The organism is Streptomyces sp. NPDC026394 (assembly GCF_055567735.1).
In genome coordinates this window covers 226,973-247,255 of sequence record NZ_JBVHPX010000011.1, presented here as the reverse complement: position 1 = coordinate 247,255, position 20,283 = coordinate 226,973, and the positions used below count along the sequence as shown (strand labels likewise).

At 72.7% G+C, this 20,283-nt stretch carries 15 protein-coding genes and 1 CRISPR repeat array; of the genes, 3 read left to right on the top strand and 12 right to left on the bottom strand.

Annotation, left to right across the window (positions count from 1 at the left end):
• Positions 1 to 63: 63 nt before the first annotated feature.
• Complete coding sequence (lipB, locus tag ACZ4QV_RS25230) at positions 64 to 879, bottom strand: lipoyl(octanoyl) transferase LipB (RefSeq protein WP_361143183.1); 816 nt, start codon at positions 877 to 879, stop codon at positions 64 to 66.
• A gap of 359 nt (positions 880 to 1,238) precedes the next feature.
• On the opposite strand from lipB, the gene ACZ4QV_RS25225 reads away from it, so the two are divergent.
• Complete coding sequence (locus tag ACZ4QV_RS25225) at positions 1,239 to 2,804, top strand: regulator (RefSeq protein ID WP_361143180.1); 1,566 nt, start codon at positions 1,239 to 1,241, stop codon at positions 2,802 to 2,804.
• A gap of 205 nt (positions 2,805 to 3,009) precedes the next feature.
• Here ACZ4QV_RS25225 and ACZ4QV_RS25220 read toward each other — a convergent pair whose 3' ends face one another.
• Positions 3,010 to 4,236, bottom strand: a complete 1,227-nt coding sequence (locus tag ACZ4QV_RS25220) for an FAD-dependent oxidoreductase (protein ID WP_361634795.1) — start codon at positions 4,234 to 4,236, stop codon at positions 3,010 to 3,012.
• A 480-nt stretch (positions 4,237 to 4,716) separates the two neighbouring features.
• On the bottom strand, positions 4,717 to 5,649 hold the full coding sequence (locus ACZ4QV_RS25215; RefSeq protein ID WP_361143174.1) for a TIGR01777 family oxidoreductase: 933 nt from the start codon (positions 5,647 to 5,649) through the stop codon (positions 4,717 to 4,719).
• Positions 5,650 to 5,690: 41 nt separating this feature from the next.
• On the opposite strand from ACZ4QV_RS25215, the gene ACZ4QV_RS25210 reads away from it, so the two are divergent.
• Positions 5,691 to 6,182 (top strand): GNAT family N-acetyltransferase, encoded by a 492-nt coding sequence (locus ACZ4QV_RS25210; RefSeq protein WP_361143171.1) that lies wholly within the window; start codon positions 5,691 to 5,693, stop codon positions 6,180 to 6,182.
• Between the two features lie 16 nt (positions 6,183 to 6,198).
• On the opposite strand, the gene ACZ4QV_RS25205 is transcribed toward ACZ4QV_RS25210, so the two are convergent.
• From ACZ4QV_RS25205 to ACZ4QV_RS25195, 3 genes are all read right to left on the bottom strand, one after another.
• Positions 6,199 to 7,035 (bottom strand): alpha/beta fold hydrolase, encoded by an 837-nt coding sequence (locus tag ACZ4QV_RS25205; RefSeq protein ID WP_361634792.1) that lies wholly within the window; start codon positions 7,033 to 7,035, stop codon positions 6,199 to 6,201.
• Positions 7,032 to 7,634, bottom strand: a complete 603-nt coding sequence (locus tag ACZ4QV_RS25200) for a TetR/AcrR family transcriptional regulator (RefSeq protein WP_361143165.1) — start codon at positions 7,632 to 7,634, stop codon at positions 7,032 to 7,034. Before ACZ4QV_RS25200 ends, ACZ4QV_RS25205 begins: the two co-directional genes overlap by 4 nt.
• Before the next feature lie 200 nt (positions 7,635 to 7,834).
• Positions 7,835 to 8,229: a CRISPR direct-repeat array (repeat unit 29 nt; unit sequence GGGACCACCCCCGCACGCGCGGGGACCGC).
• Positions 8,230 to 8,330: 101 nt separating this feature from the next.
• A complete protein-coding gene (locus ACZ4QV_RS25195) occupies positions 8,331 to 8,849 on the bottom strand; it encodes a DUF4240 domain-containing protein (protein ID WP_361145177.1) in 519 nt (172 codons plus the stop codon).
• Between the two features lie 132 nt (positions 8,850 to 8,981).
• Here ACZ4QV_RS25195 and ACZ4QV_RS25190 point away from each other — a divergent pair, with 132 nt between their 5' ends.
• Complete coding sequence (locus ACZ4QV_RS25190; RefSeq protein ID WP_361634789.1) at positions 8,982 to 10,061, top strand: SDR family oxidoreductase; 1,080 nt, start codon at positions 8,982 to 8,984, stop codon at positions 10,059 to 10,061.
• Between the two features lie 40 nt (positions 10,062 to 10,101).
• Here ACZ4QV_RS25190 and ACZ4QV_RS25185 read toward each other — a convergent pair whose 3' ends face one another.
• From ACZ4QV_RS25185 to ACZ4QV_RS25160, 6 genes are all read right to left on the bottom strand, one after another.
• Entirely contained in the window at positions 10,102 to 11,091 is a 990-nt protein-coding gene (locus ACZ4QV_RS25185) for a helix-turn-helix transcriptional regulator (protein WP_361634786.1), read from the bottom strand.
• A 232-nt stretch (positions 11,092 to 11,323) separates the two neighbouring features.
• Entirely contained in the window at positions 11,324 to 13,984 is a 2,661-nt protein-coding gene (gene aceE / locus ACZ4QV_RS25180; RefSeq protein WP_361143156.1) for a pyruvate dehydrogenase (acetyl-transferring), homodimeric type, read from the bottom strand.
• Positions 13,985 to 14,201: 217 nt separating this feature from the next.
• Positions 14,202 to 14,825: a GntR family transcriptional regulator gene (locus tag ACZ4QV_RS25175; protein ID WP_361143153.1), complete on the bottom strand. Its 624-nt coding sequence runs from the start codon at positions 14,823 to 14,825 to the stop codon at positions 14,202 to 14,204.
• A gap of 176 nt (positions 14,826 to 15,001) precedes the next feature.
• Complete coding sequence (sucB, locus tag ACZ4QV_RS25170; RefSeq protein ID WP_361589515.1) at positions 15,002 to 16,777, bottom strand: 2-oxoglutarate dehydrogenase, E2 component, dihydrolipoamide succinyltransferase; 1,776 nt, start codon at positions 16,775 to 16,777, stop codon at positions 15,002 to 15,004.
• Between the two features lie 54 nt (positions 16,778 to 16,831).
• Positions 16,832 to 18,220, bottom strand: coding sequence for a dihydrolipoyl dehydrogenase (gene lpdA / locus ACZ4QV_RS25165; RefSeq protein ID WP_031004163.1), 1,389 nt, complete (start codon positions 18,218 to 18,220; stop codon positions 16,832 to 16,834).
• 331 nt (positions 18,221 to 18,551) lie between these two features.
• Entirely contained in the window at positions 18,552 to 20,099 is a 1,548-nt protein-coding gene (locus ACZ4QV_RS25160) for a leucyl aminopeptidase (RefSeq protein ID WP_361143147.1), read from the bottom strand.
• Positions 20,100 to 20,283 lie beyond the last annotated feature (184 nt).

The following is a 20,283-nucleotide window of genomic DNA, read 5'->3' as shown; positions in this document are numbered from 1 at the left end:
GCATTCCGTGCGGTCGGTTTCGCCGGTCCGGAGAGACCGGGCCCGGCCGGTCCGTGGACCGGCTCAGACCGCCCGGGGGAGCAGCACGGCGTTCTCCAGCACGTCGCGCAGGTGCTTCTCGACGACGGGCAGGACGTCGGCGATGGTGATCTCCCGGCCGAGTTCGTTGGCGAGGGAGGTCACCCCGGCATCCCTGATGCCGCAGGGCACGATCTTGTCGAACGAGGTGTTGTCCGGGTTCACGTTGATCGCGAAGCCGTGCATCGTGACGCCCTTGGCGACGCGGATGCCGATCGCGGCCAGTTTCCGGTCCTCGCCGCGCTGGCCGGCGTTGGACGGGGCGTACTCCGGGCCGTTCAGCCGGGGGTCGAACTCCTCGTCGGCCGTACGGGGGTCGAAGTCGAGGGAGAGGCCGCCCAGGTGGGGACGGTCGGCGACCGGGGCGCCCAGCACCCAGACACCGCTGCGGCCCTCGACCCGGGTGGTCTCCACGCCGAACTCGGTGCAGGTGCGGATGATGGCCTCTTCGAGACGCCGTACGTGGGCGACGACGTCGACCGGGCGCGGAAGCTTCTGGATCGGGTAGCCGACCAGCTGGCCGGGGCCGTGCCAAGTGATCTTTCCGCCGCGGTCGACATCGATGACCGGGGTGCCGTCCAGGGGGCGCTCGCTGTCGTCCGTGCGCCGGCCCGCCGTGTAGACGGGCGGGTGCTCCAGCAGCAGACAGGTGTCCGGGACCTCGTCGGCGAACCGGGCGGCGTGCACCCTGCGCTGCTCCTGCCAGGCCGTCTCGTAATCGACGGCGTCGGCGCCGAAGCCCAGCTGTACAAAGCGCAGCCCCTCGGGTACGGGGGTGTCCCCCCGAGAGATCGCAGTCACGGCAGCTCCTCTTCGAACTTTGATACGTCCTTCGCGCCCACGCCAACTGTACGGCGGGGGCGGACGGCGCCCGCACGCGCCCGGAGCGGGGGCTTGGTGCGCGGGCGCACGGGAGTGCTCCGGGAGCCCCGGGGCACTCCCGGGGCCGCCGTTGCGGAACCGGGGCGGGGCCGCCCGGAGACGCGTGGAGGACAGTGCGAGCCCTGCTCACACGATCGGATGAACGCGTGGCGAAGGCGGCGAGAAAGCCGCTGAAGGCCGTTACATTCACGCCGTTCCACGAGGGCAGGGAGCAGCGCCGGACAGGGTCAGCCGAACCCGGGCAGCTCGGCCCGGAAGGCAGGAGACCGGTAAAGCTGATGACGGAACGACCCCCACAGCGCACGCCCAACCGACAGCTCGCCGCGCTCATCGCGGAGGCGGGATTCTCCAACGCCGGGCTGGCCCGCCGGGTCGACCAGCTCGGCCTGGAGCACGGGCTCGACCTCCGGTACGACAAGACGTCGGTGACGCGCTGGTTGCGCGGGCAGCAGCCCAGAGGCACCACACCCGCACTGATCGCCGAGGTCTTCACGCGCAGACTGGGACGCCGGCTGTCGGCCCAGGATCTCGGCCTGGACGCCTGCGCGCCGGTGTACGCCGGGCTGGAGTTCGCGTCCACGCCGAGCGAGGCGGTGGACATCGTGAGCGGTCTGTGGCGCAAGGACTCCGGCAGCCACGCGGAGCTGCGCAAGATCGCCTTCACCCCGGCCGGGCTGGTGGTGCCCAGCCGCGACTGGCTGATCGGGCGGGCCGACGAGCGGGTCGCGCACGGTGACGCGGCCGAGCCCGCGGGCCGGCTGACCGCGCCGGGCCGGATGCAGGTGTCGGTGCCCCGGCAGCGGCAGCTTGACCGGGCCGGCCACGACCGGGCCGGCCATCCCGAACGGGCGGAGCGCGCGGGAGCCGCCGAACGCGCCGGGCGTACGGAGCGAGCCGAGCGCCCCGAACGCACGGAACGCTCCGACCGGGCGCACGCCTACCGGGTGTCCGCCGGTGACATCAAGGCGCTCCGGTCGGTCGGCGAACTGTTCCGCGCGCTGGACCACGCGTACGGCGGCGGGCACGCGCGCCAGGCCCTGGTGCGCTACCTGGAGCACGAGGTCGAACCGATGCTCCGCGGCACGTACGGCGAGGCGGCCGGGCGGCGGCTGTTCGCGGCCGCCGCCGACCTGACGCGGCTGGCCGGCTGGACGTCGTACGACATCGCCGCGCACGGCCTGGCGCAGCGGTACTTCGTCCAGGCGCTGCGGCTGGCGCAGGCGGCCGGGGACCGCGCGTACGGCGCGTACGTCCTGGTGACCATGAGCCGGCAGGCCGTCTACCTGGGGCACGGCCGGGAGGCCGTCCAACTGGCCCGGGTCGCCCAGCAGGGCGTCGGCAGCAACGCGCCGCCCGTCGTCCAGGCCCTGCTGCACTCGGCGGAGGCGCGCGGACACGGCGTACTGACCGAGGTACGGGCGTGCACGGCCTCGCTCGCGCGGGCGGAACGGGCGCTGGAGACGGCGCGTCCCGGGGACGACACGCCCTACTGGGCGCGGTTCTTCGACGAGGCGCAGCTCGCCGACGAGCTGGCGCACTGCCACCGCGACCTCCAGCAGTTCCGGGCCGCCGCGCAGCACGCGGAGCGCTCGCTCCAGCTCCGGGGCGCGGGGTTCGCCCGCAGCCGGCTGTTCTGCCGGGTGGTGCTGGCGACGGCGCGGCTCGGTCTGGGCGAGCTGGAGCAGGCGTGCGCGCTGGGTGCGGAGGCGGCGCTCCAGGCGTCCGAGATGCGGTCCGTACGGGCGCACGAGTACGTCCGCGAGTTCGAGCGCCGGCTGGAGCCGTACCGGGACGCGGCGGCGGTACGGGGGTACCGGGACCGGGTGGCGGCCATGAAGGGGTGAGCGCGAAGGGGCCGGTACGAAGAAGGGGTCGGTACGGAGGGGCAGTACGAAGGGGTGACGGGCGGGAGCCGGGCGGGGGTGGGTCCCGGGGCGGAGCCGGTGGGGCGGGGCGCGGATCGCGGCCCGCCCCTTCGGTGCGGTGGGCCGGCCGGGCCCTACGGGTGTGCGGCCCGGCCGGTCGGTGGGTCAGGGGCAGGGGGGCAGGTCAGGCCGCTGCGGACAGTTCGCAGGGCTCGCGGAACGGGGGCAGGCGGAGGTCGTCGAGTGCGGCCCGGGCGGCCCGGCGGCCGGAGCGCAGGGCGCCCTGGACGGTGCCGGTGTCCCGGTGGTCGCCGCACACGTACAGCCCGGCCAGCAGCCGGACGGACCGGTCCGGGTCGTGCGGTACGGGCATGGCCGGGACCGCCTCCGGGTCGTGGTGGGCGGCCAGCAGCTCCCAGGCGTCGGTGCAGGTGCCGTAGATCCGGTCGAGCTGTGGCCGGACCGTCTTGTCCAGCGCCCGGGCGGGCAGTGTGGCCGGGGCGCCCAGCACGGTCGTGGTGACCAGGGCGCGGCCCGCGGGGGCGCGGGACGGGTCGGTCTCGCTGGCGACGTAGGTGTGCGCCACCGGGCCGTCGGCGGGCAGGAAGAACACCGGTTCGCGGACCGGGGGACTGTCAGTGGTGTGGTGCACGATGGCGACCGGGTGGAAATCGGGGATGCGCAGCCCCGGGAGCAGCTCTGCCGCGTCGCGTGCTCCGGTGGCCACGAGCACCGAGCGGCAGGGGAACCGCCCGTGGTCGGCGGTGGTGACGTCGGTGGTCGAGACGGAGACGGCGCGTACGGAAGTGCGCACGGTGCCGGGGGGAAGGGAGGCGGCGAGGAGTTCGGGCAGCGCCGAGGCGCCGCCGGCGGGCAGGCACAGCCGGCCGCGGGCGAAGGCGCGCAGGGCCTGGGCGGCGCTGCGGCTGGAGCCGGAGAGCCCGGGATCGCAGAGAAGGGCGGACAGGAGGGGGCGCAGGAACCCGTCGGGGATGTACGGCGGGAAGGGCGGGCGGTCGGCCAGCGCCTGGGCGACGGGGCGGTCGGCGCGCCGCTCGGAGCGCGAAAGGGCGCGCGCGGCGGAAAGTGCGCCCCTTGTGCTCCGGGGAGCACCGACGCGGTGCGTCCGCTGGCCGTTGTGGAGACAGAGCCCGGGGGAGAAGTGACGCAGGACCAAGCCGTTGAGGCCGGGGGTGGTGCGCAGTTCGGGGTACGAGGTGACGAATAGTTGGCCGGTGCGGTCCAGCCGGAAGCCGTCCAGACGGTCGGTGGTGGTCCGGCCGCCGGTGCGCGGGGCGGCCTCCAGCACGGTGACCGTGGCTCCCGCGCTGGTCAGATGGTGGGCGGCGGCGAGACCGGCGAGGCCGGCCCCGACGATGACGACGTCCACGGTCGATGCGGTGCGCAGCACGTGCCCTCCCGAGGTCGGTCCCGGTGCCGGCGCTGAGGGGCTCCTGCCCCGAACCGGCGCGCGGGATGCCGAGTTCGTGAGGTTGGAACCATAAGAAGCGCGGCGGCGGGGGCGCGATCGCGCGTAGACCGCGCACGGGCGCACGATGCGGCACGGAGTGCCGCGAGTCGGTGGGACGGGGCGGTCCGTTGTCGGGTGACGCGTCGGCGGCGGGTGTGTCTCGCCTTGCGGCGGGGGAGGGGGCGTCGGCAGCGGGTGGTGGCCGGGGCGCCTTCGGCGCGAGGGGGGTGTGGGGCGGGGCCCGCCGGTGGTGTGAGTGGTGCGGGCGGGGGCGGGACTCCGGGGCGGGTTCCTGGACTGCTGCGCTTCTACGTCCTGGAACCCGCCCCGGAGCCCCGCCCCCTCGGTCTCGTGCCGGGCCGCGCCCCGGTGGGGGGAGGAAAGAACAAGAGGTAGGCGCCGCCCGGGTGGGGTGAAGGGTCAGGGGGTGAGTGCCGAGCGGATCGCGCTGTCCACGGTGGGATGGGTGAAGATGAAGCCGGAGTCCAGGAGGCGTTGGGGGATGATGCGCTGGCTGGACAGGACGTTGCCGGCGAACTCGCCCAGGGCGAGCCGCAGGGCGGGGGCCGGGACGGGGAACGGTGTGGGGCGGTGCAGTACCCGGCCCATCGCCGCCGTGACCTCGCGGTTGGTGACCGGCTCGGGCGCGGTGAGGTTGACCGGGCCGCTCAGTTCCTCGGTCTCGATGAGGTGCCGCAGGGCGGCGATGTGGTCGTGCAGGGAGATGAAGCTCCAGTACTGCCGGCCGCTGCCGAGCCGTCCGCCCAGGCCCAGCTTGAACAGGGGGAACAGCCGACCCCAGGCACCGCCCTGGCGGCCCACGACCAGCCCGGTGCGGGGGAAGACCGTCCGGATGCCGGCGTCGACGGCCGGTGCGGCGGCCTCCTCCCAGTCGACGCAGACACGGGCCAGGAAGTCGTCGCCGGGGGGCGCCGACTCGTCCGTCCGCCGGTCGCCGGTGTCGCCGTAGTAGCCGATGGCGCTGCCGCAGACGAAGACGCGCGGCGGGGTGTCCAGGGAGGCGATGGCCTCGGCGAGCGCCGCCGTACCGAGGACCCGGCTGTCCCGGATCGTGCGCTTGTACGCGTCGGTCCAGCGGTGGTCGCCGACGCCGGCGCCCGCGAGGTGTACGACGGCGTCGCAGCCCGCGAGCCCGGCGGCGTCCACCGTCTGGCGCTCGGGGTCCCAGCGCACCTCGTCGGCGCCGCGCGGCGGGCGCCGGACGAGCCGGACGATGTCGGGCCGCTCCCCGGCTTCCGGCGGGTGGGTGGTGCTCGTCGCGCGCAGGGAGCGCAGGAGTGCCGTTCCGATGAGACCGGTCGAGCCGGTGATCGCGATCCGCATGACAGCCATACTGCCGTGCCCGGACGCGTACGCATGGCACAGTGGCACGCATGTCCGAATCGCTCGTCCGTACCGCCGTTTTCGCCGATGAAGAGCCGCTCGCGGTCATCGACCGCCGTACGTGGTCGACGCTGCACGCCGTGACGCCCCGGCCGCAGTCTCCGTACGGCCGGTTCTTCGACGACCGGCACCGCCCCGAGGACCTGCTCGTGGCGGAGATCGCGGGCCGGCTGGCGGGTTTTCTTCGGCTGGTGCCGCCGACGGCGCTGCCCTGCAACGCCCACGTCCGGCAGATCCAGGGCCTGGCCGTGGACACCTGGGCGCGCGGCCGGGGCGTCGCCCGAACGCTGCTGGACGCGGCGTGTGCGCAGGCGGCGGACGAGGGCGCCCGCCGGATCACCCTGCGCGTCCTCGGGCACAACACTCCGGCGCGCAGGCTCTACGAGTCGGCGGGCTTCTCGGTGGAGGGCATTCTGCCCGAGGAGTTCCTGCTGGAGGGCGAGTACGTCGACGACGTGTTGATGGGCAAGAAGCTGAACTGAGCGGCCGAGGCGGCCTTCAAGGGGTGAGTGCCTTCAGGAGGACGTCGGCGAATGCGGCGGGGTGTGTGGTCGAACCGGTGTGGCCGCCGGGGAAGTGCAGGAGTTCCGTGCCGAAGCGTTCGGCCAGGAAGGCGGCCGGCCGGTAGGACAGCTCGCCGTGGGATTCCTGGCCGCCGGCCAGGACGAGCCGGTCGGTCAGGGCCGCCAGGCGTGCGGTGTCCGGGGCGTAGGACATGAAAGGGGCCACGATCCGTCCGACGAAGTACGGCAGGTTGGCCATGGTCCGCTCGGCCCGCGCCGCGGCCTGCGGCGGAAGCTTCATCTCCGGTTGGGGCCCGGTGCCGCTGCCGTCCGCCCTGAGGCCCGAGGCGAACACGGCCATCGCCGGCATGAGCCCCTGGGTACGGAACGTTTCCTCTACGCGTGCGACGAGCGCCCGGTGTTCGGCGGCGTCCGGCAGGACCTCCACCACCGGCGGCTCGTGCGCCACGACGCGCGTGAGGCGTTCGGGGTGGGTGGTGAGCAGGTGCAGGGCGGCGATCGCGCCCGAGCTGATGCCGAGCACCCGGGCTGGTTCACCGGGCGACAGCAGCTCCAGCATCCGGAACGCGTCGTCGGCGTGCTCGGCCACGTGCTGCTCGGCCCCGGGGTCGTCCAGCACGCTCCGGGACATGCCGCGCGGGTCGTAGGTCGCGACGGTGTACGTGGCGGCCAGGTCGTCGGCGATGCCGTCGAAGGAGGCCGCGCCGCCCGCGCCGCCCGGTATGAGCAGCAGCAGCGGGCCCTGGCCGCGTACTTCGTAGTGCAGGGTCGCGCCGTTCACGCGCAGGCTGCCGGTGGTCGGGCCGGTCATGTCGGGTCTCCTTCTCGGGCTTCGCGGGGCGAGGGCCAGTGCGTCAGGGCGGTGTGGAGGGCGTCGAGGGCGCGGACCCAGGAGTCCTGCGGCGCACGCGCGTGCGCGAAGCCGCCGGCGGCTTCCAGGGCGACGAAGCCGTGGAACGTACTGCGCAGCAGACGGACCGCGTCGGTCAGGTCGGGTTCGGCCAGGCCGTAACCGCGCAGCATGCCGTAGGTCAGCTCGACCGCGCGCCGCGGTCCGGGGGCGTTCGCGGCCAGTTCCGGGTCGATCTTCAGCGGCAACTGCGTCGCCATGTAGCGGCCGGGGTGGGCGGCCGCGTACTCCCGCCAGGCGTCGGCGAACGCGACCAGCGCGTCCTTGCCCGCGAGGCCGGCGGTCGCCTCCGCGATACGGATGGTCTTCTCGTCCGCCGCCAGCAGCGCGATCCGTCCGCGCAGGTCGTCCAGCCCGCGTACGTGCGTGTACAGACTCGCGTCCTTCACACCGAGCCGCCGCGCCACCTGTGACATGGTGACCTGGTCGAGTCCGGCCTCGTCCGCCAGCTCGGCTCCTGCGAGCGTCACTCGGTCCGTCGTCAGTCCGGCTCGTGCCATGGGTCTGCCCCCTTCCCGCCATTCGCCTAGGGCCCCTAGGTACGCCCAAGGGGCTCTAAGTATTTCCTATGCCTCCTAGGTATAGCCTACGGCCTCTAGGTGCGGCAACGGATTTAGGCAGCCAGCAGCCAGCAGCCAGCAGCCAGCAGCCAGCAGCCAGCAGTCGGCAGCCGCGCGCGGCCTGTGTCGTGGCACGGCGAGGGAGCAGCCCCGCACGCGCGGGGACCGCGGTCAGGCGTGCTTCGGGCGCCACGAGCCGGAGGGACCACCCCCGCACGCGCGGGGACTGCGGGGTCCGCCATGATCTCCGGCAGGATGCCGAGGGACCACCCCCGCACGCGCGGGGACCGCAGATGCCCTCGTACTCGCCACCCAGGCCGCGCAGGACCACCCCCGCACGCGCGGGGACCGCAGGCAGAAAATGACGGCCGGGCCCAGCTGCGGGGGACCACCCCCGCACGCGCGGGGACCGCCTCGGGACCACCGCAGTGCCGCCGCTCTCCCAGGGACCACCCCCGCACGCGCGGGGACCGCGCCACCAGGGTGCTCGGCGACGTGGCCGGCCGGGGACCACCCCCGCACGCGCGGGGACCGCAGGCCGTGACCAGTGATTTTGTCAGGCGTGGCGGCGGTTTTTACTTACTTTCATCGTTGCCTCGGTGATCTCGCTGTCTCGCTGCCCGAACATGAAAGGCGTCAGGTGCCGTACCGGTCCCACAGTTGCGGAAAGCGTTCCGCCAGGACGCGGTCGTCGTCCAGGTCGAGGTAGGTGCCGAGGGGTTCGCGGGGCTGGGGTGGCAGGCCGAGGTCGGGCATTTCGGCGCCGGTGAGTTGTTCGTACGCTTCGTCCGCCGCGTACCCGAGTTCCTCCGCGTCGCCGTCCACCTCGTCGTCGAACGCGTCCAGCAGGTCGGCGAGGTGGTCGGGGTCGTGCAGGGCGCCCTCGAAGACTTCCCGGCCCTGGCCGATCAGCCAGCTTCGGAAGTTGTCGAAGGCGTCGTCGCTCGCGCCGCCGAGCAGGATGCCGGCCGCGGCCCACAGGTCCCAGGTGTAGGCGCGGTTGTCCCGGGACTCGAAGTGCCGGGCGAAGTCCACCACCGAGTCGGGGTCGAGGGCGACCAGTCGTTCGACGAGCGCGTCCGCCTGCTCCTCCGGGTCGCCCTCGGCGGCCTCGCGGGAGTTGTCGATGAGTTGCCAGAACTCCGTCTCGTCCATCACGGGTACAGCATCGTTCCTGCCGCACGGCGACGCACGCGGAGTACCCCAGATGCGACGGTGTCGTTACCCGGGGCCCCTCGCGCGGAAAAGCGGACACAAGGTGTCGGGTTTCGGCGGGAGGGTCGTGGCATGACAGAAGGAGAACTCACCATGGCCGGGGCAGGCAGCCCGCAGGGACCGCTCAGCGGGAAGGTCGCGCTGGTCGCCGGCGCCACGCGCGGCGCGGGCCGGGCGATGGCGGTGGAGCTGGGCCGGGCCGGTGCCACGGTCTATGTCACCGGCCGCACGACCAGGGAGCACGTCAGCGAGGTCGGCCGGGCGACGGAGACGATCGAGGAGACCGCGGAGCTGGTGACGGCGGCGGGAGCGGCGGCCCGGAAGGATGCCGAACGGAGGGATGGCGAGCGGAAGGGTGCCGAACGGAGGGGTGGCGAGTGGAAGGGTGCCGAACGGAGGGGTGCCGAGCGGAAGGGTGGCGAAACGGCCGTAGGCACCGGCGTCGCCGTACCGACGGACCATCTGGACCCGGCGGCGGTACGGGCGCTGACCGAGCGCATCGACCGTGAGCAGGGACGGTTGGACATCCTCGTCAACGACCTGTGGGGCGGGGACGTGCATGTCGAGTGGGGCAAGAAGATGTGGGAGCACGACCTGGAGAAGGGGCTGCGGGTGCTGCGGCTCGGGGTGGAGAGCCACATCATCACCAGCAGGTACGCGCTGCCGCTGCTGATCCGCCGGCCGGGCGGGCTGCTGGTGGAGGTGACGGACGGTACGGAGGAGTTCAACCGGCGCTATCGGGAGCCCTTCTACTACGACCTGGCCAAGAGCGGGCCGATCCGGATGACGAAGGGGCTGGCGCAGGAACTGCTGGAGTACGGGTGCACGGCGCTCTGCCTGACGCCGGGCTGGCTGCGGTCGGAAGCCATGCTGGACACCCACTTCAAGGTCACCGAGGAAAACTGGCGTGCGGGCTGCGAGCAGAACCCGCACTTCGCGATCTCCGAGACGCCGGTGTTCGTCGGGCGGGCGCTGGCGGCGCTGGCCGGTGACCCGGACGTCGCCCGGTTCAACGGGCAGGCGCTGTCCAGCGGCGGGCTGGCGAAGGTGTACGGCTTCACGGACGTGGACGGGTCGGCGCCGGACGCCTGGCGCTACATCACCGAGGTCGAGCAGGAGGGGAAGCCGGCGGACACGACCGGATACCGGTAGGCGGCACCGGCGCGCCCCACACGGCACGGGCAGCCGCGTCTCACGGCTGCCCGTGCTCCCCGTGCGACCCGTACAGCCCGTACATACGGCCCGCCGCGGCGGCGAACCGTTCCCGCAGCTCCGGCGGGCCGAGCACCTCCGCCTCCGGGCCGAGGCCGAGCAACTGGCTGTAGGCGACGTCCAGGGATTCGACGGGCAGGGTGACCGTGGTCCGGCCCCGCTCGTCGGGCTCGCCCGCCGCGGCCAGGGCCTCCTCGGCACCGGCGCGGTCGGTGACGTGCCGCAGCCGGCGGGTGCCCGCCGTTGTGAGCCGTACGACGATCTCGTCCCGCAGGATCGAGCGGGCGAACTGGGCGGCCCGCTCCGCCCAGAAGGCGGGCAGGTCGAAGTCCGGGCCGCGGGTGAAGCGGTCGTCGAGGGGCGTGACGGAGGTGAAGCGGTCGATGCGGTACACGCGCATGTCCGTACCGGCCCGTGCCGCCAGGTACCAGACGCCCGCCTTGAGCACCAGGCCGTACGGCTCCAACTCGCGTTCGACCTCGGTGTCCTTGCGGCGGTAGCGGGTGGCGATGCGCCGGTCGTCCCAGACCGCGTCCGCGACGGCGGGCAGCAGGTCTGGTGTGGCCGGTTCGCGGTACCAGGCGGGGGCGTCGAGGTGGAAGCGCTGGGCGGCGCCGTCCGCGGCGTCCCGCAGTTCGGGCAGCAGCGCGGCGGAGACCTTGAGGCGGGCGGCGGAGGCGGCGTCGGCGAGGCCCATGTCGCGCAGCGCGGCGGGCACGCCGGACAGGAACAGCGCCTCGGCCTCGCTGCGGCCGAGGCCGGTCAGCCGGGTGCGGTAGCCGCCGATGAGGCGGTAGCCGCCGGCCCGGCCGCGGTCCGCGTAGACGGGCACCCCGGCCTCGGAGAGGGAGAGCACGTCGCGGGCGACCGTACGCTCCGACACCTCCAGCTCCCGCGCCAGTTCGGCGCCGGTCATCGACGGGCGGGACTGGAGCAGCAGCACCATCTTGATCAGCCGGGCAGCGCGCATGACTGCATCATGCCGCGCGCGGGCGCGCCGGGACGCGCCCGCCGTACACGACGGAGAGGACGGAGAAGGTGGGGAAGGAGGTGACGACGAAGATCCCGTGCGGAGACCCCGGGCGCGGTTGAGGTGGTCTCCGCACGGGAGCGGGGGGCGCCGGACCGGGGTCCGGCGCGGAGTGCGGGCCCGGCGGGAGGTGGCGCGGGCGCGGCGGCAGCCCGCCGCGCCCGCCCGTGGCCTACAGGCCGTACCGCTCCTTGGCCTCCTTGACCGTCTCCGCCTTCACGTCGCCGCGGCGGGCCAGCGCGGCCAGCGCCTGCACGACGACCGACCGGGCGTCGACGCCGAAGTGGCGGCGGGCGGCCTCGCGGGTGTCGGAGAGGCCGAAGCCGTCGGTGCCGACCGAGGTCCAGTCCTGCTCGACCCACGGGGCGATCTGGTCGGGCACGGCCCGCATCCAGTCGCTGACCGCGACGACCGGGCCGGGGGCTCCGGCCAGCGCGCGGGTCACGTACGGGACGCGGTCCTCGCCCTCCAGGCGGGCGGCGTCGCACTCCAGCGCGTCGCGGCGCAGCTCCGTCCAGGACGGCGCCGACCAGATGTCCGCCGCCACGCCCCAGTCGCGGGCCAGGATCTCCTGGGCCTCCAGGATCCAGTGGATGGCGGTGCCGGAGGCCAGCAGTTGCAGGCGCGGCGCGTCGGCAGCGGCCGGGGCGGCCTCCTTGAAGCGGTAGAGGCCCTTGAGGATGCCCTCCTCGACGCCCTCCGGCATGGCGGGCTGCACCTTGGTCTCGTTGTAGACCGTCAGGTAGTAGAAGACGTCCTCCGCGTCGGGGCCGTACATCCGGCGCAGGCCCTCCTTGACGATCACCGCGACCTCGTACGCGAACGCCGGGTCGTAGGAGAGCGCCGCCGGGTTGGTGGAGGCGATCAGGTGCGAGTGGCCGTCCGCGTGCTGGAGGCCCTCACCGGTCATCGTCGTACGGCCGGCCGTGGCGCCGATGACGAAGCCGCGGCCCAGTTGGTCGGCGAGCGCCCAGAACTGGTCGGCGGTGCGCTGCCAGCCGAACATCGAGTAGAAGATGTAGAACGGGATCATCGGCTCGCCGTGGGTGGCGTACGAGGTCGCCGCCGCGGTGAAGTCGGCCAGCGAACCGGCCTCCGTGATGCCCTCGTTGAGGATCTGGCCGTCCTTGGCTTCCTTGTAGTACAGGAGCTGGTCACGGTCGACCGGGTCGTAGGTCTGGCCGACGGGGGAGTAGAGCCCGGCGGACGGGAACAGCGACTCCATGCCGAAGGTACGGGCCTCGTCGGGCACGACCGGCACCCAGCGCTTGCCGGTCTCCTTGTCCCGCATCAGGTCCTTGACCAGGCGGACGAACGCCATGGTGGTGGCGATCTCCTGCGAGCCCGAGCCCTTCTTCAGCGCGTCGAACGCCTTGTCGGCCGGCATCGGCAGCGGCTTGGCGACGACCTTGCGGGCCGGGGCCGGACCGCCGAGGGCGGCGCGCCGCTGACGCAGGTACTCCATCTCGGGGGAGTTCTCGTCCGGGCGCGCGTAGGGCACCACGTCCGCGTCCAGGGCGCTGTCCGGGATGGGCAGCTCCAGCAGGTCGCGCATGGCGCGGAACTGCTCGCCGGTGAGCTTCTTCATCTGGTGGTTGGCGTTACGGGACTCGAAGCCCTCGCCGAGGGTGTAGCCCTTGACGGTCTGCGCCAGGATGACGGTCGGCGCGCCCTTGTGCTCGACGGCGGCCTTGTAGGCGGCGTACACCTTGCGGGGCTCGTGGCCGGCGCGGGAGGTCTGGAACAGCTCCAGCAGCTTGGCGTCCGACAGGCCCTGGGCGATACGGCCCAGCGCCGGGTCCGACCCGAAGAAGTGCTCGCGCAGGTAGGCGGCGTCGCGGGTGGCGTACGTCTGGAACTGCGCGTCCGGGGTCTCGCGCAGGCGGCGCAGCAGGGCGCCGTCGGTGTCCTGGGCGAAGACCTCGTCCCACGCCCGGCCCCACAGGGACTTGATGACGTTCCAGCCCGCGGCGCGGAACTGGGCCTCCAGCTCCTGCACGATCTTGAAGTTGGGGCGGACCGGGCCGTCCAGGCGCTGAAGGTTGCAGTTGATGACGAAGGTCAGGTTGTCCAGGCCCTCGCGGCCGGCCAGCGCCAGCGCGGCGGTCGACTCGGGCTCGTCCATCTCGCCGTCACCGAGGAACGCCCAGACGTGGGAGTTGGCGGTGTCCTTGATGCCGCGGTGCTCCAGGTAGCGGTTGAAGCGCGCCTGGTAGATCGCGGAGAGCGGGCCCAGGCCCATGGAGACGGTGGGGAACTCCCACAGCCAGGGCAGGCGCCGCGGGTGCGGGTACGAGGGCAGGCCGTCGCCGGCCGCCTCCTGGCGGAAGCGGTCGAGCTGGTCCTCGGTGAGGCGGCCTTCGAGGAAGGCGCGGGCGTAGATGCCGGGGGAGGCGTGGCCCTGGATGTAGAGCTGGTCGCCACTTCCGTCGCCTTCCTTGCCCCGGAAGAAGTGCTGGAAGCCGGTCTCGTAGAGCCAGGCCGCCGAGGCGAAGGTGGCGATGTGGCCGCCGAGGCCGAGACGGGAGCCGCGGGTGACCATGGCGGCCGCGTTCCAGCGGTTCCACGCCGTGATCCGGGCCTCCATCGCCTCGTCACCCGGGAACTCGGGCTCGGCGGAGGTCGGGATGGTGTTGACGTAGTCGGTTTCGAGCGGCGCGAGGCCCGGGGCACCGGTGTGCTCCACGGCACGGCGCATCAGGTAGGCGGCGCGGTGCGGACCGGCCGCCTTCGTGACGGCGTCCAGGGACGCGCGCCACTCGGCCGTCTCCTCCGGGTCGCGGTCCGGGACCTGGTCGAGCTGGCTGTACGGCATACGTACGGGATCGGGCATGGGTGGCCCCTTTCCGGACGGAGGAGGGAGGTGCGATGAGTGCTTTGGCAGGCAGGGGTCGCGCCCCACGGACGACGATACGCCTCTGATCGATGATCGATCAACGCAAGTTGAAGGAAAAACCGCAGGTCGGCACGGGGTGCCAGCCTTTTAGGCACGGGGTGCCAGGCTGTCTGCGGCTCCGAATCGAAGGGGAGAACGGTCCCCGGCCTGCGCGTCAGACCCTGGGCGCGCAGCTCAGTACGTGAGTCTTCAGCAGCTCGCCGATCCTCGGGTCGCGCCGCCGGAACGCGTCCACGATCTCCTGGTGGTCCCGCGCGTGCGACCGCGGCTCCGGGCTGAACCAGCGGATCGACAGCGTCGTCCACACCTCGACACCCAGCGACTCCCAGGTGTGCAGCAGCACGGCGTTGCCGGCGGCGCGCACGATCTCGCGGTGGAAGGCCACCGTGTGCCGCACCTGCGCCTCACCGTCGCCGTGCCGGTCCGCCGCGCACAGCGCCGCCACCTCGCGGTCCAGCGCCGCGGTGTCCTCGGCCAAGCGCCCGGCGGCCAGCTCCGCCGCCACCTGCTCCAGGCCGGCCCGCACCGGGTAGCTCTCCTTGAGGTCGTCGGCGGTCAGGTTCCGTACCCGTACACCCTTGTTCGGAGCCGACTCGATCAACTGGAGCGACTCCAGCTCACGCAGCGCCTCCCGTACGGGCGTCTGGCTGACCTCCAGCTCGACCGCGATCCGCCGCTCCACGATCCGCTCACCGGGCTGCCAGCGGCCGCTGACGATCCCTTCCAGGATGTGCTCGCGGATCTGCTCGCGGAGCGAATGGACGACGGGCGGGGTCATGACGTGCTCCTTCAGAGCGTGCGGCAGACGGCGGCCGGGGCCCGGCACCGGAAGGCGGTACGGGAGACCACCGCGGGACGGCCATTATCCGTGCAACGAAAACGGGTCGGCCCCGGCTCGTACGAACTTGTACGAACCGGGGCCGACCCTGCACACCTACGCGGTGGCTACCGTGTTCAGAGACCGATCTCGGTCTCGAACTCGCCGGCCTCCAGGATCTGCTTGACCGTCGTCAGGTAACGGGCCGCGTCGGCACCGTCCACCAGGCGGTGGTCGTAGGAGAGCGCCAGGTAGGTCATGTGGCGCACGGCGATGGTCTCGCCCAGCTCCGGGTGGTCGACGACCACCGGGCGCTTGACGGTGGCGCCGATGCCCAGGATGCCGACCTGGTTCGGCGGCACGATGACCGTGTCGAACAGCGCACCGCGCGAGCCGGTGTTGCTGATCGTGAAGGTCGCGCCCGACATGTCGTCCGGGCTGATCTTGTTGGTGCGGACCTTGCCGGCCAGCTCCGCGGTCTTCCGGGCGATGCCGGCGATGTTCAGGTCGCCCGCACCCTTGATGACCGGGGTCATCAGGCCCTTCTCCGCGTCCACCGCGATACCGACGTTCTCGGTGTCGAAGTAGGTGATCGTGCCCTCGTCCTCGTTGATCCGGGCGTTGACGACCGGGTGGGCCTTCAGCGCCTGGACAGCGGCCTTGACGAAGAACGGCATCGGCGAGAGCTTGACGCCCTCACGCTGCGCGAAGGCGTCCTTGGCCTTGTTGCGCATCCGCATGATCTTGGTGATGTCCACCTCGACCACGGAGGTGAGCTGCGCCTGGCCGTGCAGGGCCTTCATCATGTTGTCGCCGATGACCTTGCGCATCCGCGGCATCTTGACGGTCTGGCCGCGCAGCGGCGACGCCTCGATGGCAGGGGCCTTCGAAGCGGCCGGAGCGGCGGCAGCGGCCGGGGCGGCCTGCTGCTTGGCGGCCTCGGCGGCGGCGATGACGTCCTGCTTGCGGATACGGCCGCCGACGCCGGTGCCCTTGACCGAGCCCAGGTCCACGCTGTTCTCCTGGGCCAGCTTGCGGACCAGGGGGGTGACGTACGCGGCGTCCGCCTCACCCGCGGCCGGGGCCGGGGTGACGGGGGCGGCAGCCGGAGCCGGAGCCGGCGCCGGGGCCGGAGCGGCCGGGGCCGGGTCCGGGGCGGGGGTGGTGACCTGCTGCGGCGCGGGCGCCGAGGGGGCCTGGGGGGCCGGAGCCTCCTGCTTGGGCGCCTCCTGCTTGGGGGCCTCCTGGGCAGGGGCCGGAGCCGGGGCGGCGGGGGCCTGGGCCGGGGCAGCGCCCTTCTGGCCGATGACGGCCAGCTTGGCGCCGACCTCGGCGGTCTCGTCCTCGCCGACCACGATCTCCAGCAGCACACCGGCGGCCGGGGCGGGGATCTCGGTGTCGACCTTGTCGGTGGAGACCTCCAGCAGCGGCTCGTCCTCGGCCACCTCCTCGCCGACCTCCTTGAGCCAGCGGGTGACGGTGCCCTCGGTCACGCTCTCGCCGAGCGCGGGGAGGACGACGTCGGTACCCTCGGCACCGCCGGCGGGGGCCGCGGGGGCCTCCTGCTGCGGGGCTTCCTGGGCCGGGGCCTCCTGGGCCGGAGCCGCGGCGGGCTCGGGCTCGGCGGCGGGCGCCTCGGCCTGCGCCGGGGCGGACTCGGCCGCGGGGGCACCGCTGCCGTCGTCGATGATGGCCAGCTCGGCGCCGACCTCGACGGTCTCGTCCTCGGCCACCTTGATGGAGGCCAGCACGCCGGCGGCGGGGGCGGGGATCTCGGTGTCGACCTTGTCGGTCGACACCTCCAGCAGGGGCTCGTCGGCCTCGACGCGCTCACCCTCGGCCTTCAGCCAGCGGGTGACGGTGCCCTCGGTGACGCTCTCGCCGAGCGCCGGAAGGGTTACGGAAACCGCCATGGTTTCTCTTGCTCCTTACAGAAAAGTGCGGATGTGGTCGCGCCCGGACCGGGATCAGTCGTGGGAGTGCAGAGGCTTGCCGGCCAGGGCCAGGTGGGCCTCGCCGAGCGCCTCGTTCTGCGTCGGGTGCGCGTGGATGAGCTGCGCAACCTCGGCCGGCAGGGCCTCCCAGTTGTAGACCAGCTGGGCCTCGCCGACCTGCTCGCCCATACGGTCACCGACCATGTGGACGCCGACCACGGCACCGTCCTTGACCTGGACGAGCTTGATCTCGCCCGCGGTCTTGAGGATCTTGCTCTTGCCGTTGCCCGCGAGGTTGTACTTCAGAGCGACGACCTTGTCGGCACCGTACAGCTCCTTGGCCTTCGCCTCGGTGATACCCACCGAAGCGACCTCGGGGTGGCAGTACGTCACGCGCGGCACGCCGTCGTAGTCGATCGGCACGGTCTTGACGCCGGCCAGCCGCTCCGCCACCAGGATGCCCTCGGCGAAGCCGACGTGCGCGAGCTGGAGGGTCGGGACGAGGTCACCGACGGCCGAGATCGTCGGCACGTTGGTCTGCATGTACTCGTCGACCAGGACGTAGCCGCGGTCCATGGCGACCCCGGCCTCCTCGTAGCCCAGGCCCTGGGAGACCGGGCCGCGGCCGATGGCGACCAGCAGCACCTCGGCCTCGAAGGACTTGCCGTCGGCCAGCGTGACCTTGACGCCGTCCTGGGTGTACTCGGCCTTGTCGAAGAAGGTGCCCAGGTTGAACTTGATGCCGCGCTTGCGGAAGGCCCGCTCCAGCAGCTTGGAGCTGTTCTCGTCCTCGACCGGGACGAGGTGCTTGAGGCCCTCGACGATGGTCACGTCGGTGCCGAAGGACTTCCACGCGGAGGCGAACTCGACGCCGATGACGCCGCCGCCCAGCACGATCGCGGACTTCGGCACGCGGTCCAGCTTCAGCGCGTGGTCCGAGGAGATGATCCGGTCGCCGTCGATGGTCAGGCCCGGCAGGGACTTCGGCACGGAGCCGGTCGCCAGCAGGATGTGGCGGCCCTGGACACGCTGGCCGTTGACGTCGACGGAGGTGGGGGAGGACAGCCGGCCCTCTCCCTCGATGTAGGTCACCTTGCGGGAGGCGACCAGGCCCTGCAGCCCCTTGTACAGGCCCGAGATGACCTCGTCCTTGTACTTGTGGACGCCCTCGATGTCGATGCCGTCGAAGGTGGCCTTGACACCGAACTGCGCGGCTTCGCGGGCCTGGTCCGCGATCTCGCCGGCGTGCAGCAGGGCCTTGGTGGGGATGCAGCCGTTGTGCAGGCAGGTGCCGCCGAGCTTGTTCTTCTCGATCAGGGCGACGTCCAGGCCCAGCTGCGCCCCGCGCAGGGCAGCGGCGTAACCACCGCTACCGCCTCCGAGGATCACTAGGTCGAAAACGGTGCTGGCGTCGTTCGCCACGTCACGTCCTCCATGCATGGGTACGCCGGAGCCGGTCGTCGGTGACCGGGCGGCGGCTGTTGATCGGCCGCTTCTTGGATCGGCCCTGGGTAAGGGGGGCCCTGTCCTGCCAAGAACCCATCTTCGCACTTGTTGAACGCGACCGGGACGGCGGGCCGGGCCAGGGGACGGCACGACGGCCGTTCCGAGGGGTTGCGCGCGCGGTTACTCAGGCGTACGGGCGTACGGATTTCGTCGAGGGCGAACACGCGCGTACGGCCCCGGGCGCCGGGCCCGGGGCCGTACCGACGAATACGTCACCACCGCCATGAACGCGGCAACCGCGTCAGGGTCAGCCGAGGTCCCCGTCCGCGGTGTGCTCGGCCAGCCGCACCAGGGTGCGGACCGCGGAGCCGGTGCCACCCTTGGGGGTGTAACCGAACGGCGCGCTCTCGTGGAAGGCCGGGCCGGCGATGTCCAGGTGCGCCCAGGTGATGCCCTCGCCCACGAACTCCTGGAGGAAGACCCCGGCCAGCAGGCCGCTGCCCGCCCGCTCGCCGACGTTCTTCAGGTCGGCCACCGGGGAGTCCATGCTCCGGCGCAGCTCGGACGGCATCGGCATCGGCCAGGACGGCTCGCCGGCCGCCTCCGCGATCTCGTGCAGGCTCGCCCGGAAGGCGTCGTCGTTGGACATGATCCCGAAGGTCCGGTTGCCCAGCGCCATCACCATCGCGCCGGTCAGCGTCGCGACGTCCACGATCGCGTCGGGCTGCTCCTCCGAGGCGCGGGTCAGCGCGTCGGCCAGCACCAGGCGGCCCTCGGCGTCGGTGTTCAGCACCTCGACGGTCTTGCCGTTGTACATGGTCAGCACGTCGCCGGGGCGCATCGCGTTGCCCGAGGGCATGTTCTCGGCGAGCGCCAGCCAGCCGGTGACGTTGACCCGCAGGCCCAGGCGGGCGGCGGCCACGACCGCGGCGAACACCGCGGCGGCGCCGCTCATGTCGCACTTCATGGTCTCGTTGAAGCCGGCCGGCTTCAGGGAGATGCCGCCCGAGTCGTAGGTGATGCCCTTGCCGACGAGCGCCAGGGTCTTTTCGGCCTTCGGGTGGGTGTAGGCGATCCGCACCAGCCGCGGCGGGTTGTCCGAGCCCTGGCCGACGCCCATCAGGCCGCCGTAGCCGCCCTTCTTCAGGGCCTTCTCGTCCAGCACCTCGACCTTGAGGCCGAACTCCTTCGCGGCGGCCTGGGCCTGCGCGGCGAACGACTTCGGGGTGAGGTCGTTGGAGGGGGTGTTGATCAGGTCGCGGGCGCGGTTGACCTCGGCGGCCAGCGTCTCGGCGCGCTCGGCGGCGGCCTTGTAGGCCTTGTCGCGCGGCTTGCCGCCGAGGATCGCGATCTCGGCCAGCGGCGCCTTGCCGTTGCCCTCGGTCTTCTTGGTCCCGCGGGCGGTCTTCGCGTCGCCGCCGCTGCGGTACGCCGTGAAGGCGTACGCGCCGAGCAGCGCGCCCTCGGCGACCGCCGCGGTGTCCCCGGCGTCCCCGGCGGGCAGCGCGAAGGCCGCCTTCTTGGTGCCTGCCAGGGCACGGGCGGCGGCGCCGGCGCCGCGGCGCAGCACCTCGGGGTCGTACTCCTCGTCCTTGACCGGGGCGTCGCCCAGGCCGACCGCCAGGACGACCGCCGCCTTCAGGCCGGACCCGGCCGGCAGCTTGGTGACCTCGCCCTCGGCACCGCTCGCACCGAGGGTCTCCAGGACGGCGGCGAGCCCGCCGTCGAACGCCTTGTCCACGGCTTCGGCGCCGGGGGCCAGTACGACGCCCTTGGCGCCCTTGGCCACGCCGACGACAACGGTGTCCGCACGCAACGTCGCGGCGGAGGATGTGCTGAGGGTCAGTGCAGTCACGGTGATGAGAGTCCTGTTCCGTCCGGTTGTCCGTTCGCGCCGAGGGCGCTGCTGCGGCCGAGCCTACGCTCGGGGGCGCCGGACGTAACCGCTTGATGCCGTATCGGCCCGGCCTGTCACATCTTCACCACCTGTCGCAGGAGCCCCAACACTTCGGTGAATCGGGGGAGTTGGCGGTTCCGCG

What these genes read in the sequence shown, in the direction of transcription:
- ACZ4QV_RS25225 (WP_361143180.1), top strand. Translation starts at nt 1,239, where the DNA reads ATGACGGAACGACCCCCACAGCGCACGCCCAACCGACAGCTCGCCGCG.
- ACZ4QV_RS25215 (WP_361143174.1), bottom strand. Translation starts at nt 5,649, where the DNA reads ATGGCTGTCATGCGGATCGCGATCACCGGCTCGACCGGTCTCATCGGA.
- ACZ4QV_RS25210 (WP_361143171.1), top strand. Translation starts at nt 5,691, where the DNA reads ATGTCCGAATCGCTCGTCCGTACCGCCGTTTTCGCCGATGAAGAGCCG.
- ACZ4QV_RS25205 (WP_361634792.1), bottom strand. Translation starts at nt 7,035, where the DNA reads ATGACCGGCCCGACCACCGGCAGCCTGCGCGTGAACGGCGCGACCCTG.
- ACZ4QV_RS25200 (WP_361143165.1), bottom strand. Translation starts at nt 7,634, where the DNA reads ATGGCACGAGCCGGACTGACGACGGACCGAGTGACGCTCGCAGGAGCC.
- ACZ4QV_RS25195 (WP_361145177.1), bottom strand. Translation starts at nt 8,849, where the DNA reads ATGGACGAGACGGAGTTCTGGCAACTCATCGACAACTCCCGCGAGGCC.
- ACZ4QV_RS25190 (WP_361634789.1), top strand. Translation starts at nt 8,982, where the DNA reads ATGACAGAAGGAGAACTCACCATGGCCGGGGCAGGCAGCCCGCAGGGA.
- ACZ4QV_RS25185 (WP_361634786.1), bottom strand. Translation starts at nt 11,091, where the DNA reads ATGCGCGCTGCCCGGCTGATCAAGATGGTGCTGCTGCTCCAGTCCCGC.
- aceE (WP_361143156.1), bottom strand. Translation starts at nt 13,984, where the DNA reads ATGCCCGATCCCGTACGTATGCCGTACAGCCAGCTCGACCAGGTCCCG.
- ACZ4QV_RS25175 (WP_361143153.1), bottom strand. Translation starts at nt 14,825, where the DNA reads ATGACCCCGCCCGTCGTCCATTCGCTCCGCGAGCAGATCCGCGAGCAC.
- sucB (WP_361589515.1), bottom strand. Translation starts at nt 16,777, where the DNA reads ATGGCGGTTTCCGTAACCCTTCCGGCGCTCGGCGAGAGCGTCACCGAG.